Here is a 19,064-nt window from a genome sequence, read left to right on the forward strand (position 1 = left end):
GCCCTTACAGCTCCTTCTCGTACTCTCCCCACCAGGCGAGCACCTGATTGCGCAGCTCGTCGGGGGTGCCGTCGTTGTTGAACACCACGTCGGAGGCCTCGATGCGGTCGGCGTCGGTGATCTGGCGGGCGATGCGGCGGCGTACGTCGGCCTCGCCGAAGCCCGACGCCACGGCGCGCTCGATGCGCACGTCGAGCGGCGCGAGCACGGCGATGACCACGTCGGCGTCATGGGCGAGCGACGACGTGCGGTTCTTGAACACGGAATGCTCCACCACCACGGCCTTGTTGCCAGCGGCTTCGAGCTCGGCCACCTTATCGCGGTAGGCGTCCTCGATACGCGGCACGGTGATGCGGTTGAGCTTGCGCGTCTCGGCGGGGCTCACGAACGCCTTGTGCGCAAGCGCCTTGCGGTTCACCTCGTCGCCGTCCATGATGTCGGCGCCGAAGGTGTCCACCAGCTCCTCCTTCACGGTGTCCCAGGTGAGCACGTCGTGGCCCACCTTGTCGAGGTCGATGAACGGCAGGCCCGCGTCCACAAGGGCCTTGCGGGCCGTCGACTTGCCGGCGCCCATGCCGCCGATGATGAACAGCTTCTTCATACCGATGCTACCTCCTCGATCATGCCGCCTCCGAGCACGGTGTCGCCCTCGTACAGGACGGCGTACTGGCCCGGCGCCGTCGTCGGCTGGGGCTCGTGCAGCGCGATCCGCACGCGCTGGCCATCTTCGGGCTCTATGATACACGGAACCGCCCGGCTGCGGTACCGCAGTTTCACCATCGCCTCGCGCTGCTCGGCCAGCGCGTCGAACGCCTGCCAGTTCATGGGGCACGCGACCGCGGCCGCCACGCGCGCCTCGTCGGCGAACCCCACCACCAGCCGGTTGCGCGCAACGTCCTTGCCCACCACGTAGTACGGCTCGGCCGCGGCGATGCCGATGCCTTTGCGCTGGCCCACCGTGTAGCTCGGCAGCCCCGAGTGGCGCCCGAGCACGCGTCCCGCGCGGTCCACCACCTCGCCCGGCTCGCCCGCCACGCCGCGCTCGCGCAAAAAGTCGCGGTAGTCGCCCTCCACGAAGCAATTGTCCTGGCTCTCCGGCTTCTCGGCCACGGGAAGCCCCAGGTCGGCCGCGATCACGCGCACCTCCGCCTTCGTCATGGCGCCGAGCGGCAGCACGAGGCGCGCAAGCTGATCCTGCGCGAGCAGCGCCAGCATGTAGCTCTGGTCCTTGCGCGCGTCGAGCGCGGTCTTCACCACGAAGCGCTCGCTGGCGGAAAGCTGCGCGATGCGGGCGTAATGCCCGGTGGCGATGCGCTCGCAGCCGTGCGCGTCGGCCGCCTCCGCAAGCGCCGGCATCTTGCAGCGCGCGTTGCAGCCCACGCACGGGCTCGGCGTGAGTCCCTCGGCGTAGGCGCGCGCGAACGGCTCCACCACGCAGCGCTCGAACAGCCCCGTGCACGCATGCTCCACGTGCTCAATCCCCAGCCGCGCGCACACCGCCGCCGCATCGGCCACGGCCGCGTCGGAGGCCGCGTCGTCATGGAAGCGGCACGTCACGCCCACCACCTGGAAGCCCGCGCGCAGAAGCAGCGCCGCCGAAACCGCGCTGTCCACCCCCCCGCTCATCCCCAGCGCGATGCGCCCTGCCGTCGTCATGCCCGCTCTCCTTCGCTCGACCCACGTCTCTTTCGTGAGTGATTATAGGGCTTCGCGCCCCTTCTTCGGCCGAGAGGAGCCTGTGCAATCGATGCCTACACCAAAACCGAAGCACGCGGGTCGGTCCAACCCCCGCCCCTCGCAGCGACACCGCTTCCCGCGTTCAACCGTTCGTGAAAATCCTCCGTTGAAGCGCCTCGCCGTACCATAAAGAGGTGCGGACGAAGCGGAGAGCGCTATACTGTGGCCTTGCGCTTCGGGACGGGAGGAGAACGGGAGGAGGCTCTGTGCCGGGCACGAAGAAATCACGCTACATCCCCGCGCTCGACGGCCTGCGCGCGTTCGCCGTCCTCGCGGTCATCGCCTACCACATGGGCCTCGCATGGGCGCCGGGCGGCCTTCTGGGCGTCACGGTGTTCTTCGTGCTGTCGGGCTACCTCATCACCAGCCTGCTTCTCATCGAATGGGACGACACGGGGAAGATCGACCTGCCGCGTTTCTGGCTGCGCCGCGTGCGGCGCCTGTTCCCCGCCATCGTGCTGGTCATCCTGTGCACGGCGGCGCTCTGCACCCTCCTCGACCACAGCCTGCTCACCAAGCTGCGCGACGACATGTGGGCCGCGCTTCTCTGGGTGACCAACTGGTGGTACATCTTCCACGACGTGTCGTACTTCGAGGCGCTCGGCGCGCCCTCGCCGCTCACGCACTTCTGGTCGCTCGCCATCGAGGAGCAGTTCTACCTCGTGTGGCCGGTCGTGCTCTTCCTCGCGCACAAGCTCGGCGCCAAGCGCACGACGATGCGCAACGCCACCCTGGCGCTGGCGCTGCTCTCGGCCGCCGAGATGGCGCTGCTCTTCGATCCCGCCGCCGACCCGAGCCGCGTGTACTACGGCACGGACACGCGCGCGTTCTCGCTGCTCATCGGCGCATGGCTCGCGTTCGTCTGGCCCTCGCACCTGCTGGGCGCGAAAAGCTCCGTGCACCTGACGAAGAACGTGCGGGCGGCCTTCGACGGCGTCGGCATCGCCGCGTTCGCGGGCCTGGTTGCCATGGCCGTGCTCGTGGACGGGTTCTCGCCGTTCTGGTACTACGGCGGCACGCTGCTGGCCTCGGTACTCACCGCGGTGCTCATCGCCGTCATGGTGCACCCCGCCAGCCTGCTCGGGCGCGCTGCCGGCGCGAAGCCGCTCGTGTGGGTGGGCCTGCGCTCGTACGGCATCTACCTGTGGCACTACCCGCTGCTTCTGCTCATGAACCCGCGCACGTTCACCGGCGAGACGCCCTGGTGGCTCTACCTCGTGCAGCTGGCGGTCGTGTTCGCGTGCGCCGCCTTCTCGTACCGCTTCGTGGAGGACCCCATCCGCAAGGGGGCCATCGGCGCGTTCGCCAAGCGCGTCCGCGCGCGCGAGGTGGACGTTCCCGCCTGGCTGGGGAAGCGCGCCGTCCCCGTCTGCGCGGGCGCCGTCGTGGTCGCTGTGGCCGTGGGCGGGCTCGTCTTCGTGCCGCCCACCTCGGCGCTTGAGGGCGGCGACCTGCTCAAAGACGAGGAGGCGCACGTCGCCGGCATCCCCGAGGTGCCGCCCGAAACCCCGGCCGACGGCGAGGCGCCGGCCGTGCAGCCCGTGCTCGATGTGCTCATGATCGGCGACTCCGTCTCGGTGCGCGCCATCCCCTACTTCGAGGAGGCGTTCCCCTACGGCGCCATCGACGCCGCCGTGAACCGCCAGATCTATGCGGGCGCGGAGGTGTACCAGCCGTACGCGGAGCAGGCCATCGTCGGCGGCGCCGTCGTGTTCGCGCTGGGCACGAACGGGCCCGCGAACGACGAGGAGATCGACGAGCTGATGGCCGCCGTCGGAACCGACAAGCAGGTGTTCTTCGTGAACACGCGCAGCCCGCAGCCGTGGGTGGGCGAGACGAACGACGCCCTGGCGCGCGCCGCCGAGCGTTACGGCAACGCGAGCGTGATCGATTGGCACGACGCGAGCGCCGGACAGGACGCCTACTTCGACGGCGACGGCACGCACCTCACCGAGGAGGGCGCGCAGGCCTACATCGACCTCGTCCACGAAGCGGTGGCGCCCTACCTGCCCTCGCACGAGGAGGACGACGAGGCCGCACGCCTCAAGTCCCCCGCCGAACTGGCCGTCGAAAGCGCCCAAGAGGCCGCGAAGGCGCTCATCGAACGGGTGCCGCAGGCGATATGACGCCGCCTGTTGTCATCCTGAGCGGAGCAAGGCCCTCTCATCTTGTCATCCTGAGCGAGCGAAGCAAGTCGAAGGATCCCCCGCGGCGCCAGCAGTGACGCTTACTGCTGGCGCCGCGGGGGATCCTTCGACTCCGCTCCCTTCGGTCGCTCCGCTCAGGATGACAGAGGGGGTCCCACCGCGCTCCGCTCGGGATGACAAAAAGCAAAAGAGGGGCCGGTCGCGATGACCGGCCCCTCTTCATAGGTTCAGCTTGAGGGCGTCGCCGTTACTCGGCGGCGGGCTCCTCGGCGACCGGAGCAGCCTCTTCCTTCTTCTCGGCCTTCTTCTTGGCCGGCTTCTCCTCGGCCTGGATGGTCTCGTCGACCTCGATCTCGAAGCCCAGGTCAGCCGCGGCGGCCTTCATGGACAGGGAGATACGACGGCGCTCGGGGTTGATCTCCATGACCTTCACCTTCACCTCGTCGCCGGCCTTCACGACCTGCGCGGGGGTGTCGATGTGCTTCATAGCCATCTCGGAGATGTGCACGAGGCCCTCGATGGACTGGCCGAGCTCGATGAACGCGCCAAACGGCACGATCTTGGTCACCTTGCCGTCGACGATGGTGCCCACCGGATAGCTCTCGACGAGCTTGATCCACGGATCCTCCGTCGTCTGCTTGAGGCCGAGCGAGATGCGCTCGCGCTGCAGATCGACGTCCAGGACCTCCACCTCGACCTCGTCGCCCACCTTGACGACCTCGGAGGGATGGTTGACGTGGTTCCAGGACAGCTCGGAGATGTGCACCAGGCCGTCGATGCCGCCGAGGTCGACGAACGCGCCGAAGTCGACGATCGAGGAGACGGTGCCCTTGAGGCGCATGCCCTTCGTGAGCTTCGCGAGGATCTCGGCGCGCTCGTTCTTGCGGCCCTCCTCAAGCAGCACGCGGCGGGACAGCACGACGTTGTTGCGGTTGCGGTCCATCTCGATGACGCGGGCCTCGATCTCGGTGCCCAGGTACATGTCGAGATCCTTGACGCGACGGAGGTCGACCAGCGACGCCGGCAGGAAGCCGCGCAGGCCGATGTCCAGGATGAGGCCGCCCTTGACCACTTCGATGACCTCGCCCGTGACCACTTCGCCGGCCTTGAACTTCTCTTCGACGCGGATCCAGGCACGCTCGTACTCGGCGCGCTTCTTGGAGAGGATCAGGCGGCCGTCCTTGTCCTCCTTCTGGAGCACGAGGGCTTCGATCTTCTCGCCCAGCTCCACGATGTCGGACGGGTCGGCGTCCTTGCGGATGGACAGCTCGCGCGACGGGATGACGCCCTCGCTCTTGAACCCGATGTCCACGAGCACCTCGTCGTGCTCGATCTTGACGACCGTGCCGTCGACCAGGTCGCCCTCGTCGAACTCGGTCAGCGTGCCGTCGATCATCGCGTTCATTTCCGCATCGGAGATGTCCTCGAAGTCGATGACGGACGTGTTCTTGATGTCGGTCAAAACGGACCCCTTTCAAACTTTCTCGGGGACCCTTCGTCATGATTGATGCTTACACCATGTTCGCTCTGCAAAAGCTTGCTCGCTCAGCTGTGCAACAAAAACATGTCTCGGGGGCCTACAGTTTCCTCGCTTACGGGCCTATTCCCGATAAGCCGCATTAGTATACCACGGCTCGTTTGAGGCCGCGCATCTATTTTTGCGAGCGACACGATATTCTCAACCGCTCTCGCCCCCGCGCCCCGCCGAGCCCGCCTGCTTGCGGTCCAGCCGGCACGCGCCGCCCACGCAGCCCAGCTCGCGCGCGCCGCCCGGCACCTCGGCCCCGAACACGAGGCGCTCGAACGCCGCCGCGTCCACCGGCCGCGAGAACAGGTAGCCCTGGATGTAGTCGCAGCCCGCCTTCGCCAAAAAGCCCAGCTGCGCCTCGGTTTCCACGCCCTCGGCCACCGTGTCCATGCCCAGCTGGCGCGCCATCGCGATGACGGCGTCGATGATGGCCGCCCCGCGCGCCTCGTCGCAGTTGGGGTCGCCGAAGAACGCGCGGTCCAGCTTGAGCACGTCCACCTCGAGGTTCTTCAGCACGTTGAGCGACGAGTAGCCGCTGCCGAAGTCGTCCATGGAGCAGCGGTACCCCGCGCGGTGGATGGCGTCGATGACGCTCGAGAGCAGCTCGGGGTCCTCGAACACGAGCGTCTCGGTGATCTCGAACTCCAGCAGCGAGGCCGGCACGTCGAAGCGCGCGCGGATGCGCTCGAAGGCCTCGAGGAAGCGCAGGTCGGTCAAGTGCCTGCGCGACAGGTTCACCGACACCGGCACGGGGCGCTCGCCCGCGCGGATCCACGCGCGCAGAAGAGCGCACACCTGCTCGAATATGTGCAGGTCGAGCTCGACCACGAACCCGTTGCGCTCGAACAGCGGGATGAAGTCGCCCGGCATGACGAGGCCGCGCACGGGGTCCCTCCAGCGCACGAGCGCCTCGGCGCCCGCCACCGCGTTCGCGCGCACGTCGAGCTTCGGCTGCAGGTGCACCTCGAACTCGCCGGCGGCCAGCGCGTCGCGCATGCGGTTCTCGATGTCCTTCTCCGTGGACAGCCGCACGCGGTCCTCGTTGCTGTAGAAGCGGCAGACGCACAGCCGCTCGCCGCGCGACGAGCCGTCCTTCTTCTTGCGGGCCACGTTGGCGCGGTCCTGGATGCGCATCATGGGAAGCGCCGGATCGTCCACCGCATACACGCCGGCCGTGAAGGTGAGCACGTAGGTGGGCACGCCGTCGATGGCGAGGCGCTTGTTCGCGTCCACCGCCATGCGCTCGATGCGGCTCGCGAGCGCACGGGGCTCGTCGTTGCGCATAAGCAGGTTGAACACGTCTGCCGAGATGCGCCCAACAAGCTCGCCTTTCCCCAGGTGGCTGGCGAAGCACTCGTTCACGAGCCCCAGCACCGCGTCTCCCTGCTCGAGGCCGAACTGGTCGTTGATCACCTTGAACTTCTCGATGTCCACGGCCACGAGGGCGAAGGCGCCGGGCGGCGCGGCCTGCACGGCGGCGGTCGCGTCCATGTCGAAGCTCGTGCGGTTGCGCCCGCCCGTCACCGGGTCCACGAACGCGAGGGTGCGCAGACGCTCGTTGGCCACCTCCGCGCGGTGGCGCTGTTCGACCACCTCGGTAGTGTCCAGGTACAGCACGAGGTAGACCGGATCGCCGTCCTTCCAGTCGATGCATTCGGCCACCACCGTGAAGAACGCCTTGCGGCCCGTGCAGCTCTTGGCCTCCACCTCGAACGTTGCGGGCAGGCCCTGGCGGAACGCCTCGTAGCGCGCGCCGATGGCCTCCGCGTTGTAGGCCAGGTTCTCTTCGAACAGCCGCTGGGTGACATCCTCGCCGATGGTGCCGAAGAACTCCTCGAACCGGTGGTTGCCCCACATGAGCTTGATGCCGCCCGGAGTCACGCGGTAGCGCGCGACGAAGCCCGGCAGGTTCTCGAAGGTCATGGAGCGCTCCCGCTGCATCTGCACGACGTCGTCCACGCCGGTGAACGTCGCATAGATCACCGGGATGCCGTCCACCTGCTCGTTGGTGAACAGCCCCACCACGCGGATCCACATGCGGTTGCCGCCCTTCACCGGCATGTGCAGCAAACACTCGTAGCCGGGCTCGCCCGCCGCCACGGCCTCCATGACTATGCGGGCGAGATCGGAGAACTCGTCGGGGTAGTCGGCGAAGTAGTCGGCCACGTTGTTGTTGAACAGCCCCTCGTACTCCTGGCGCGTGTAGCCCGTCAGCTGGTAGTAGAAGTCGTTGGCCCACACCACCTCGAACCGCTCGGTCATGAGGTGCTTGCTCACGCTCACGCGCAAAGCGCTCATGAGCATGTTGTACTCGCGTAGAAGCGAGCCCGAATCCAGGGCGATGGGCCCGGAGCTGCGCGAGACGTCGGGCTCGGCCGGGGTAAGGCCGGCGAACGCCTTCTCGCGATGGAACGAGCGTTTCTGCTCGTACATCTGCGCGTCGGCGGCCTGCAGAAGCGCGTTCACGTCGGCGCATTCGGGGGCCCACTGCGCGCCGAGCGACACGTGGCGCTGCCAGCGGCCGTCCTCTCCGCCGAGGGCCTCCTCCAACCGTCCCACCAGCTCGTCGAAGCGCTCGCGCGACATGCCGGGGGCAAGCGCCACGAACTCGTCGCCGCCGATGCGGTACACGTCGAAGCCGACGAGCGCGCGCTTCATGGCCCCGGCGCTCTCACGCAGAAGCTCGTCGCCGCAGTCGTGGCCGTACAGGTCGTTGACGTCCTTGAGGTCGTTGAGATCCAGGAACACCGCGCCGAGCGAGGGGGCGCCGCCCTGCTTCTCGAGGCGCTCGACATCGGCCATGTAGCGATTGCGGTTGCACAGGCCGGTGAGCGAGTCGTGGAAGCTCAGGCGCGTGAGCTTGCGCTCGGTGGCGATGCGCTGCTCGGTCATGAGGAAGAAGTAGCCCAGCGTGTTGAGCAGGGAGGCGGCGCTGCGCAGCTTCGCCGTCGGCGCGTTCTCCACGCCGAGGAAGCCCACGACGCCGCCCTCGTGCTCGAGCGGGGCCACGGCGACGCTGCGCACGCCGCGCCGCACGAAATCGGCGTATGCATCCGGGTGGCGCCCGCGCAGCGTCCGCACGTCGCTCACCACCACGCCCTCGCTGTCGGCGAAGTGGCGCGTCCAGCGCTGCAGCAGCTCTTGGAGGACCTCTTCGTCGAGCCCGCCGTAGAGCGGCTCCTTGCCCGGGGCGGTCCATTCGCGCACCACGCAGTCTTCCGCCGAGGAGTCGTACAAGAAGGCACGGTCGGCCTCCATGAACGCTCCCACCTGATCGAGCAGGAGGGTCGCGGCGTCCTGCGCATCGCGGGCGCGGTACAGCTCGCGCACGCAGCGCAGCGCCGAGCCCTCCGCCTGCAGCGCGTTTTCCAGCGCATCGCCCCGCACGTCGGTGGGCACGGAATCGAGCGCCACCTCAAGGCGCGCCGGACGCCCGTGCCAATCGATGATCAGGTCTTTCACCAGATAGCGGCGCTTCGAGGAAGGGCTCGCGTACTCCCAGGTGTACGGCTCGTCGAACGAGAGCCTTTCATTGGTGCAATAGGGGCAGGGCGCCTCCTCCCCCTGGAGCGCCTCGTAGCATTTCCGGCCCCGCACGTCGTCGACGCCGTAGTGGCGCTTGCCGGCCTCGTTGAGGTAGAGCAACTCGTGCGTCTCGAGGTCGGCAACGTATACGATCTCGGATAGGTTATCCAGGTATTCGAGCATAAACGCCGCCTCCAGCCCCGTGAGCGCACGGGAACGCAAGACCCGATAGTCCCCTAATGATATCCTTTCCGGAGGAGAAATGCACCCAAGGGAATCGCGCCCGGCCCCGAATGCCCCCTGTCATCCTGAGCGAGCGAAGCCCCTCCCCTTGTCATCCTGAGCGAGCGCAGCGAGTCGAAGGATCTTCAATAACGATAGCCATCCGTGGCTGAAGATCCTTCGACTCGCTGCGCTCGCTCAGGATGACAACTGGAGTGGGCTACGAGCGGGCGGCGCAGTCGGCGCAGACGCCGTTGAAGATGATCTCGTGCTCCTCGATGGCGAACCCGTGCGCGTCGGACACCTTCGCGAGGATATCGTCCTGATAGGGCATGTCGATGTCGAACACGCCGCCGCACACCCGGCACTTCGCGTGGTAGTGCGGCTTGTTGAGGAAGTCGTAGCGGTCGGCGCCGTTGGGCACCTCCACGCGCAGCACCTCGCCGCGGCTGGCCAGCACGCCGAGATTGCGGTACACCGTGGCCCGCGAGATGTTCGGGTGCTTCTCGCGCACCACCTCGTACACGTCGGCCGAGGTGGGATGGTTGTGCAGCGACCGCACCGCCTCCAGCACGAGGGCCCTCTGGATGGTGTTGCGCGTCGCCGCGCGGTCGTGCTTGTCCGCAGTCGCCGTAGCCATGATGATTCCTGTCGCTCGTATTGCTAACCGTATAATAAATTAAATAGGATTATATCTCATTAACGGCGAATAAGCGAGCGTTGCGGCCACCGGCCCCGCATCTGCGGCGAACGTCCACAACTCAGCCACGGGAAGCAAGCGGATCTCGACGGCATACCTCAGGCCGCATGATCATACGAGCAAGCCAAAGGATCCCTGACGACGACAACCCGGATATCTCCAGTTGGCATCATATCGGGATCCTTCGACTCTCACGACAACATCGCCCTTTTTAAAATCGCGCCAAGCCAGAAACGCGTACCTATCAGCTCCCAACCGTAAAATTCATGAGCGTGCGCGGAGTCGGGGTGCTGAAAGCTTATTCTCTGCTCTCCAGCCCGGCGACAAGCTGACCGCAGTACAGACCCAAGGTTCCGCCCGCACCCGTTGCCAACCCATACTGATAGTGGTTCCCGACCACAGTACGCAACATGATCTCGCCCACCATGTACAGGCCCTCAACAGGTTCGTCGAACGAGTTGAGCGCACGGCACTCGGTATCGACATAGAACGAAGTAGCGGGATCGTAATCGAAGTGCGGAGCGTTCTTGAACGCATAGAACGGAGGAGCATCGAGCGGCCGGACCGGGTCGGTGCCGACGCCCAATACCGTCTCGCGACCGAACAGCTCATCCTTGCCGGTTCTCGCAATATCCTCGTTGTAACGGGCCATCGTCGCTGCGAGAGCGGGAGCTCCTATCTTCTCGCCAAGCTCTTCGAAGGTGTCGGCTGAAACGAGAAGCTCGATAGTGGAATCTTGGAGCCCGATAGGAGGGCCTGCCTCAACGGCGGCATCATAAGCCGTCTGATCGATGATTTCCCAGCTGCATATCCCATCCACGGGGTCGGTGGGCTGAGAGAGCAAGGCACGCGTGCGCTCGTTGCACCAGTACAACGACTCATCGATGTAGCGCTCTCCCTCGACGTTTACCTCGACGGCACCGTAGATATAAAGCTCGGCGTATTGGGCCATTGACGTGTACCCGGGATACTTCGCCTCGGTGGCGTAAATCCAGGGACGGCCGTACAGCTGGCATCCCACCTGCATAGCCGCATCGTGCATGAGGGCCGTATGACCAGCACACGAATGCGCGGGAATCGCGCTTGCTCCCGGCATGCACTCCTCAAGGAACTCGGGGGACTGAGTTACACCGCCGGTGGCGAGGACAACCGCCTTCTTCGCCCGGAGAGCGAGCTCTCCCCCTTTCGAATCACCGGCCAGCACGCCCACGACCACGCCGGCTCCATCGACGAACAGCCGGGAACCCGTCGTGTCGAACATGAATGCCGCGCCCGCATCCTGGGCCGCTTTGAAGATGAGCTGCTGATGCTGAGCCGGGTCGCAGATAAGCGTGCGGGGAACGCTGCAGCCCGGGGAAAGGTTCACAGTACCTGTCCATGCGAGGCCAAGCTCGTCGGTAACGAGGCGATAGTAGTCGGGACTCCTCTCGGCGAAAACGCGCAACACATCCTCCTTGCAACTCTCGCCGTATGCCATCGTGTCTTTCACGAACAGGTCGATAGAGTCCTCGATCCCTTGTTCTTCTTGCAGCCCGCTGCATACGAAATACGTGTAGCCGCCGCAAATGGCGGTCGAAGTGAAATTGTTGCTCCCTTGGCTATCGATGACGAGCACATCGGCCCCCTCTTTCGCCGCCCCGTAGGCTGCGGCGCATCCGGCGCCCCCTGCTCCCACGATGACGACATCGTGCTCCTCGTCCCACTTCTCGGGAAGGAACACGCCTTGGTTCGCAGCCGCCTGCGATACCTCGGATGTCTCTTGCGAAGAGCAGCCGAACGCAGTCAAAGCCGCCATCGAGGTTCCCGCAACCGCGATGCCCTTGAGGAAGCTTCGTCTCGTATAGTTTTCCATAACTCATCCCTCCTGATGTTAATGTCGCGTAACTGCGCAGTTCAGGGGCCCCGCGGCACAAAATACGAAGCACAGAGCCCTTTGTCAATATCGCAGTTTGCAAGAGTTAAATCACGGCAATTGATAGTTGGGGTGAGGTAAAATCCCTCGTAGGAAGGGATCCTCTTAAACGAGCGCGGCGTGCGCGGCCGATGTATCGTGTTTCGATACGCTGCGCATTGTGAAAAGCGCTCGTCAACATGACGGCGGGAGGGGCGGTCATGGGCGCTCGCGTAGAAGGCGTGCTTGAATTCATTCACGACGAAAGATTCTCGAAACTATGGCGCGGAAGTTGCGAACGGGCCATGACCTGGCAGGCGTTCTCACAAGAGAAGCCTCCTGAAGGATGCACCATCGAAGAGGCGTATGCCGTCGTCACCGCCCTACGCAGGGGACTTTCGCTGCCGCTGCCATTCGACAACTACATCGCGGGCATCAGTGAGCCGTACAACTGGTTCTTCGTGACGGAGGACATGCACGAGCGCCTCACCGATTTGGTTGCACTCGGCAAAAAGGGCTCGACCCTTGATTCCTACTTGAGCGAATGCGTGAGCAGCAGGTCGCGCATACTCCTTCTCTTGGACGAGTATCTTTCGCTTGCACGGCGCGATGGCATTGCGGCTCGCGCACACGACGTCCGCTCTCTTTGGACTGAATCGCGAGAGCCTCGCTCGCCGGAAGACAAGCTCGCGCGCAACTTTTCACATCTTATGCTCCATATCGATCGATACCGGAAACGCCCTTTCACTTTCCGATTGCTCGAAGACCTCTACGATGCGCTTATGAACGGGGTCCATTTCGGCGAAGCGGTTCCCAAAGGACGTTCAAGAATACAGAGCAGGAAACCGTCCCAGCTCGACGATCCCGATCGCGCACTCGATGCTATCCTCGATATCGCGCAAGGGAAGGGATGCGCCGAAAGCATACATCCGATTTTTCGCTCCATGCTCATCAGCGGCGTGTTCTGGGAATTCTTCCCCTTCCCAACGGCAAACGCGATCCTTGAGCTCGCTGTTCGCAACATCCTGTATGCCAAAGAAGGGCTCCCGCTCCTCGGCTGGGTCTCGTTCTCCCGAACATCCGAGCTCTGGGAACAGGGCATGCTCAACGATCCTGATATCTCATGGGGCTACCTCGAGCCCTTCCCCGATTGCGGCGAAGGCTTCGACGCCACGAGCCACTTCGCCACCGAACTCCAGCTTATGCTCAAAGAACTCGGATACCTGGAGAAGCGGCTTCTCACCATCCATCGAGAGGACATGAGCATCCGGTCCGCGCTGGAAAACGAGCGTTACCTGAATGCACGGCAACGCGACATCTTGCTGTTTTCTGCAAGGAACCCCCATTGCCGCCACACGATATCCAACTGCATGGATTTGTACAAAGTAGCCTATGCGACCGCGCGGCAAGATCTTGTCGATCTGACCGACATGGGTTTTCTCTCGCAATTCAAGCAAGGACGCGCGTTCGTCTTCGAGGCCACGCCTCGCTTCTTCGACCTCGTCAAACGCGGAAGAGAAACCACATTTTGTGAACTAGCGCAGTGAGCAAGCGGAGGGGCCGCCCGGCGTCCGGACGGCCCCTCGCTCCGAGTTTGCGTGCAGCCGAGGGCTACACGGCGGTATCCCCCGTCTCGCCGGTGCGGATGCGCACCACCTCGTCGACCGGGAAGATGAATATCTTGCCGTCGCCCACTTCGCCCGTGCGGGCCGTGGCGCGGATGAGGTCGACCAGCGGCTGAACCTGCGCGTCGTCCACCACCAGCTCGAACTTCACCTTGGGGATCATGTTGAGCATGACCTCGGTGCCGCGGTAGTACTCCTTCCAGCCGTGCTGGCTGCCGCAACCCTGCACCTGGCTGATGGTCATGCCGTTCACCTTCGCGGCGAAGAGCGCTTCTTTCAGCGGTTCCAGCTTCTCCGGCCGCACGATGGCGGTGATCTTCTTCATAGTCTCACTCCTTTCAGCTGCTCGGGGTTAGTCCAGGCCCACGTAGGCCGGATACGCGCTCTCGCCGTGGGCGGCCACGTCGAGGCCCTGCGCCTCGTCGGCCTCGCTCACGCGCAGGCTGCCCTTGAACACCAGCTTGATGATGAAGCCGATGATCACGTCCAGCACGCCCACGAACACGATCGTCACCAGGATGCCGAGCACCTGCGCGCCCAGAAGCGTGGGGTCGCCGGTGTAGAATAGGCCGCCGAAGTCGGTCCAGGAGAGCTCCGGCACGCAGAACAGGCCGGTCAGGATGCCGCCCGTCACGCCGCCGACCGCGTGGACGCCGAAGGCGTCCAGAGCGTCGTCGTAACCGAGCTTCTTCTTGAGGAACGAGATGGCGAAGTAGCAGATGGGCGACACGATGAAGCCCATGACCACCGCAGCCCACGGCTCCACGAAGCCGGCGGCCGGGGTGATGACCACGAGGCCCGCCACCAAACCGGAGCAGGCGCCCACCAGCGTGGGCTTGCCCACCTTCGCGCGCTCGATGATCATCCAGCACACCAGCGCCGCGCCCGAGGCCACCACGGTGTTCGTGAGGGCGAGCGCCGCCACGCCGTCAGCCGCGAACTCGGAGCCCGCGTTGAAGCCGAACCAGCCGAACCACAGAAGCGTCGCGCCCAGCGCCACGAACGGCACGTTGTGCGGACGGTAGCTCATCATGCCGAAGCCCTTGCGCTTGCCCGCGATGAGGCACAGGATGAGGCCCGTGAGGCCGGACGAGATGTGCACCACGTCGCCACCGGCGAAGTCGAGCGCACCGATCATGTCGCCCACCAGGCTGCCCTCGCCGCCCCACACCATGTGGGCCAGCGGCGGGTACACCACGATGGTCCAGATGGCCACGAACGCGCACACGGCGCCGAACTTGACGCGCCCAGCCACCGCGCCCGTGATGATAGCCGTGGTGATCATGCAGAACGCCAGCTGGAACACCACATCGGCCATCGCGGGGTACGTGTCGTGGCTCAGCGCTTCGGGAGCCTCGCTCGTGATGTTGGCCACGAGCCCTTGGAGTCCAATCTGGTCGAAGCCTCCGAAGAACGGAATGGACCCGTCGCCGCCGTATGCGAACGACCATCCGCAGACGACCCACGTGATGCCTACGATGCCCAGCACCGCGAACGACATGATCATGGTGTTCACCACGTTCTTGCGGCGGCTGAGCCCTCCGTAGAAGAACGCCAGACCTGGCGTCATCAGAAGGACGAGCATCGCGCATATAATCATGAAGCCCGTCGAACCTGCGTCAAACATGTGCCTACCTCCTTCTCTCGTTTTGTTGGAGCACTCTGTGACGTATTCGATAATGGCAGGCTTTCACCAGGCGCGACGCCTGATTCGAAGGAGTTTACACGCTGGGAAACAGCTTGTAACAAGCAGGAAGCGCGAGCGTTACAATAAGGAAACACACGAGAAGGAAGGGTTTTTTGCCATGGGCATCGCATTCATCTCCGTCGAGACCGCCGACGACCGCGCGCGCCTCGCCGCGCTGGCCGACGAGATCTGGCACGAGTACTGGCCGGCGCTGATCGGCAAGGCGCAGACCGACTACATGGTCGAGCGCTTCCAAAGCCTGCCCGCCATCGAGCGCGACATGGCCGAGCACGGCTACGAGTACTGGTTCTTGCGCGACGAGGAGGACGAGCGCCTCGCAGGCTACACGGGCGGGCGCGTCGAAGCCGAGACGAACCGCTTCTTCATCTCGAAGATCTACCTGCGCGCCGAGGAGCGCGGGCGCGGCTTCGCCTCGCAGACGATCGCGTTCTACGAGGACCTGTGCCGCGAGCGCGGCCTCTCGGCGATGTACCTCACGGTGAACAAGCACAACGACCTGGCCATACGAGCTTACCGGGGCAAGGGCTTTCAAACCATAGACGCCGTGGAGACCGACATCGGCGACGGCTTCATCATGGACGACTACATCATGGAGAAGAAGGTCGTCGTTCGCAACAATGACCAATATGATCATGGACAAAAATGAAGACCGTGGTAACGCACGCTTCCGCACAAGAGAGCTCGGCATAGCGCGAACTGGGGATATGCGAGCCGCCTCGCAGCGGGAACGGCGTTGAAGGCCCTTTCCGTTACCATAGCCTCCGTTTTTGTCCATGCGCCTGGGGCCTCTATGTTAAACCACCATTGACATTTCGCAGGTCAATATGCGTGTTGTCATCCTGAGCGAGCGAAGCGAGTCGAAGGATCCCGCGCGGCGTCAGCCGGAATACCCCCAGTTGGCACCGCACGGGATCCTTCGACTCCGCGCTGCGCGCTCCGCTCAGGATGACAGCCTGACCAGGCATATGTCAATGGTGGTTTAACAGAGAGCCTGGGGGAGCGCCAAAGGGGGATGCACGCGAATCGAGCCCTCTCGACACGATTCGCGTGCAGGGAGACGCGGTCGGCCGCCTGCATGCGCGTCGAGCAGCACCAACCGCGCCGCCTCGCGCCCGTCCGACGCGGCGCAAGGTTTTGGAGTACCATGGACGAGAACGCAAACGAGGGAGAAGGCGGGGCGGGCCGCGCACCTGGCGGAAGGGCAGTGGCAGGGGTTCGCCGACCTCTGCGAGCGGAAGAACGTCGCAGGCCGGCCGGATTGACGCGCCGAGCCGCCGAAAGGAGAGGATCCCCTATGATCGTGCTCGTGGTGAACGCCGGAAGCTCCACCCTGAAAAGCCAGCTCATCCAAACCGACGGCAAGATCTGCCTCATGAAGGCGCTGGCCGAGAAGATCGGCCAGGAGGGCGCGGCCATGCGCGTGTCGTTCCCGCCGGACGCCGAGAAGCGCGCCGTGGACATCGCCGGCCTCGACGTGGCCGGCTGCCTGGCGAAGCTCCTCGACGCGCTCGCGCAGCAGACCGCCTCCCCCATCCGCTCGCTCGCCGAGATCGAGGCCGTGGGCAACCGCATCGTGTCGGGCGGCGAGTACTTCTCCGAGGCCACCATCATCGATGACGACGCCTTCGACAAGATCAAACGCTGCGAGACGCTGGCGCCTCTGCACAACCCGCCCGCCGACGCCTGCATCGAGCTTCTGCGGACCCGCCTGCCCGAGATCCCGCAGGTGGCCGTGTTCGACACGGCGTTTCACCAGACCATGCCGCCGAAGGCCTATCGCTACCCGCTGCCGAAGCGCTACTACGACGACTACCGCATCCGCCGCTACGGCGCGCACGGCACCTCGCATCGCTACGCTGCGCAGCAGGCCGCCAACCTGCTGGGGCGGCCCCTGCGCGACCTGGGCGTCATCACGTGCCATCTGGGAAGCGGGGGCAGCCTGGCCGCGGTGAGCGGCGGCGAGTCCATCGACACCACCATGGGGTTCACGCCGCTCGAGGGCCTGATGATGGGCACGCGCAGCGGCTCGATCGACCCCGCCATCGTCACCTATATCATGCGCCGCGACGGCATAAGCTTCGACGAGATGGACCGCATCCTCAACAAGGATTCTGGCATCTTGGGCGTCTCGGGCGTGTCCGGCGACATGCGCGAGGTGCTGGAGGCGGCCGACGCGGGCAACGCGGACGCCGAGCTGGCCATCCAGATGTACACCTACACCATCCAGAAGGCCATCGGCTCGCTCTACGCCGCCATGACCCGCACCGACGCCGTGGTGATGACGGCCGGCATCGGCGAGAACTCGGCGGAGCTGCGCGAGCGCATCTTCAGCGGGCTCGCGCACATGGGGATGATCCTGGACAAGGAGAAGAACCAGGTGGTGGGCGCTATCGGCACGAACCGCATCGTGTCCATCGACGACTCCCCCATCAAGATATGCGTCGTGACCACCGACGAGGAGATGCGCATCGCCCGCGAGACCGACGCCCTGGTGACCGAGGCGCGCGCCGGGCGCTGAGTCTGCGCTTCAACTCTTGGTTCAAGCGCAGACGATGGGGAGACGATGCCGCAAGGCCGGTGTATGATCGCGCTATCCACCGAGAGAAAGGGAGCCGCATGGGCAAGTTCGTCATCAGGAAGACCGACGCGGGATACCACTTCGTGCTGAAGGCCGGCAACGGCGAGATCATCGCCACGTCCGAGACGTACCAGTCGAAGGAGTCCTGCAAAGGCGGCATCGAAAGCGTGAAGAAGAACGCCCCCGACGCCGAGGTCGTGGAAGAGGACTAGCAACCGCCCGGAACGCCCCGAAGGAGCCCGCCCTTTGGGGCGTTCCTAGAACAGCATCAGGAACAGGTGGGTGAAGGCGAAGGCCAGAAGGCCGCAGCCGGGGAACGTCAGCACCCAGGTGCCCACCATGCGGCCGGCGAGGCCCCATTTCACGTTGCGCAGGCTCTTCTCAGCGCCGACGCCCATGATGGCGGTGGTCTTGGTGTGCGTCGTGGACACCGGCATGCCGGTGAACGTGGCCAGGCCGATGCAGAAGCACGCCGACAGGCACGCGGCGAATCCCTGGTACTGCTCCATCTTCACCATGTTCATGCCCACAGACTTGATGATCTTCTTGCCGCCCACCGCCGTGCCGAGCGCCATGACGGCCGACACGAGGACGATCAGCCAGAACGGGAACGTCACGTCGGCGTCCACCGTGCCCGACATGGCTATCATGATGCCCAGCATGCACAGCGACAGGAACTTCTGCCCGTCCTGCGCGCCGTGCAGCACCGCCACGCCCGCGCCCGAGACGATCTGCGCCCACTTGAAGAACGTGTTGGCGCGCCCGCGGTGCAGATGCAAGCACACCTTCTTTATGAGGCGCGTGAACAGCCACCCCGTGCCGAAGCCCAGGAACGTGGAGATAACCAGGCCGTAGATGACCTTCACCCACTCGTCGCCGTTGACGCCGGCCAGGCCTCCCTGCAGCGCGATGGCCGCGCCGGTGATGCCGGCGATGAGCGAGTGGCTCTGCGAGGTGGGGATGCCGAAGTACCACGCCGCCACGCCCCAGACGATGATGGCCACCATGGCGGCGGCCAGGGCGATAAGCGCGGCATGGTTGTCGCCGCCGAAATCGACCATCTTGAAGATGGTGAGCGCCACAGCCGACGACACCATCGTGATGCCCGCGAGGCCTATGAAGTTACACACCGCAGCCATGGCGATGGCGGGCCCCGGCTTCATGGCCTTCGTTCCCACTACCGTGGCGATGGCGTTGGGCGCGTCGGTGGCGCCGTTGACCACCGTGGCCCCGAGCGTCAGCACGACGATGATCGCGAGCACAGGATCGCTGAGGAAAGCCGTCACAAACGCCGCCAGCTCATATCCCACGGTCCATCCCCCTTCGAGTCATGAAAAAAGACACTCCGGGCAATGATAGGCGCGCTCTGTCAAATCGAGGCAACGGAAAGATCAAGTTTTCGT

Annotated in this window: 14 protein-coding genes; 5 read left to right on the forward strand and 9 right to left on the reverse strand. The window is 64.9% G+C overall.

All coding sequences use genetic code 11. The features are described 5' to 3' along the window. Positions 1-4 precede the first annotated feature (4 nt). Together coaE and mnmA are read right to left on the reverse strand one after the other, a co-directional pair. On the reverse strand, positions 5-601 hold the full coding sequence (gene coaE / locus FX134_RS06710; RefSeq protein WP_080799456.1) for a dephospho-CoA kinase: 597 nt from the start codon (positions 599-601) through the stop codon (positions 5-7). Then, positions 598-1,656 (reverse strand): tRNA 2-thiouridine(34) synthase MnmA, encoded by a 1,059-nt coding sequence (gene mnmA / locus FX134_RS06715; RefSeq protein ID WP_080799459.1) that lies wholly within the window; start codon positions 1,654-1,656, stop codon positions 598-600. Before mnmA ends, coaE begins: the two co-directional genes overlap by 4 nt. Positions 1,657-1,943: 287 nt before the next feature. On the opposite strand from mnmA, the gene FX134_RS06720 reads away from it, so the two are divergent. Beyond that, positions 1,944-3,863 carry an acyltransferase family protein gene (locus FX134_RS06720; RefSeq protein ID WP_080799462.1) on the forward strand — a complete coding sequence of 640 codons (1,920 nt, stop codon included), beginning with the start codon at positions 1,944-1,946 and terminating at the stop codon, positions 3,861-3,863. 268 nt (positions 3,864-4,131) lie between these two features. On the opposite strand, the gene rpsA is transcribed toward FX134_RS06720, so the two are convergent. The 4 genes from rpsA to FX134_RS06740 form a co-directional block, all read right to left on the reverse strand. After that, positions 4,132-5,346, reverse strand: a complete 1,215-nt coding sequence (gene rpsA / locus FX134_RS06725; protein ID WP_080799465.1) for a 30S ribosomal protein S1 — start codon at positions 5,344-5,346, stop codon at positions 4,132-4,134. 216 nt (positions 5,347-5,562) lie between these two features. Continuing rightward, positions 5,563-9,120: a bifunctional diguanylate cyclase/phosphodiesterase gene (locus tag FX134_RS06730; protein WP_143412152.1), complete on the reverse strand. Its 3,558-nt coding sequence runs from the start codon at positions 9,118-9,120 to the stop codon at positions 5,563-5,565. A 259-nt stretch (positions 9,121-9,379) separates the two neighbouring features. Continuing rightward, positions 9,380-9,799 carry a Fur family transcriptional regulator gene (locus tag FX134_RS06735; RefSeq protein WP_080799469.1) on the reverse strand — a complete coding sequence of 140 codons (420 nt, stop codon included), beginning with the start codon at positions 9,797-9,799 and terminating at the stop codon, positions 9,380-9,382. Between the two features lie 358 nt (positions 9,800-10,157). Then, positions 10,158-11,711, reverse strand: coding sequence for an FAD-dependent oxidoreductase (locus FX134_RS06740; RefSeq protein WP_080799472.1), 1,554 nt, complete (start codon positions 11,709-11,711; stop codon positions 10,158-10,160). Positions 11,712-11,971: 260 nt separating this feature from the next. Between FX134_RS06740 and FX134_RS06745 the strand changes: the two genes are divergently transcribed. Then, the gene (locus tag FX134_RS06745) at positions 11,972-13,297 is read left to right on the forward strand and encodes a Fic family protein (RefSeq protein WP_080799475.1); all 1,326 of its coding nucleotides are present in this window, start codon (positions 11,972-11,974) and stop codon (positions 13,295-13,297) included. Between the two features lie 64 nt (positions 13,298-13,361). Here FX134_RS06745 and FX134_RS06750 read toward each other — a convergent pair whose 3' ends face one another. Beyond that, on the reverse strand, positions 13,362-13,700 hold the full coding sequence (locus tag FX134_RS06750; protein WP_080799478.1) for a P-II family nitrogen regulator: 339 nt from the start codon (positions 13,698-13,700) through the stop codon (positions 13,362-13,364). 27 nt (positions 13,701-13,727) lie between these two features. Next, a complete protein-coding gene (locus FX134_RS06755; RefSeq protein WP_080799481.1) occupies positions 13,728-15,002 on the reverse strand; it encodes an ammonium transporter in 1,275 nt (424 codons plus the stop codon). A 178-nt stretch (positions 15,003-15,180) separates the two neighbouring features. Here FX134_RS06755 and FX134_RS06760 point away from each other — a divergent pair, with 178 nt between their 5' ends. From FX134_RS06760 to FX134_RS06770, 3 genes are all read left to right on the forward strand, one after another. Continuing rightward, positions 15,181-15,729, forward strand: coding sequence for a GNAT family N-acetyltransferase (locus FX134_RS06760; protein ID WP_080799485.1), 549 nt, complete (start codon positions 15,181-15,183; stop codon positions 15,727-15,729). 648 nt (positions 15,730-16,377) lie between these two features. After that, entirely contained in the window at positions 16,378-17,601 is a 1,224-nt protein-coding gene (locus tag FX134_RS06765; RefSeq protein WP_080799488.1) for an acetate/propionate family kinase, read from the forward strand. A 98-nt stretch (positions 17,602-17,699) separates the two neighbouring features. Beyond that, positions 17,700-17,873: a YegP family protein gene (locus FX134_RS06770; protein WP_080799491.1), complete on the forward strand. Its 174-nt coding sequence runs from the start codon at positions 17,700-17,702 to the stop codon at positions 17,871-17,873. Positions 17,874-17,918: 45 nt separating this feature from the next. Here the strand turns inward: FX134_RS06770 and FX134_RS06775 are convergent, their stop codons facing one another. Then, entirely contained in the window at positions 17,919-18,971 is a 1,053-nt protein-coding gene (locus FX134_RS06775) for an inorganic phosphate transporter (RefSeq protein WP_080799494.1), read from the reverse strand. Positions 18,972-19,064: the final 93 nt, after the last annotated feature.

The sequence above is a fragment of the Arabiibacter massiliensis genome (genome assembly GCF_902386925.1).
In the GTDB taxonomy this organism is placed as follows: Bacteria; Actinomycetota; Coriobacteriia; order Coriobacteriales; family Eggerthellaceae; genus Arabiibacter; species Arabiibacter massiliensis.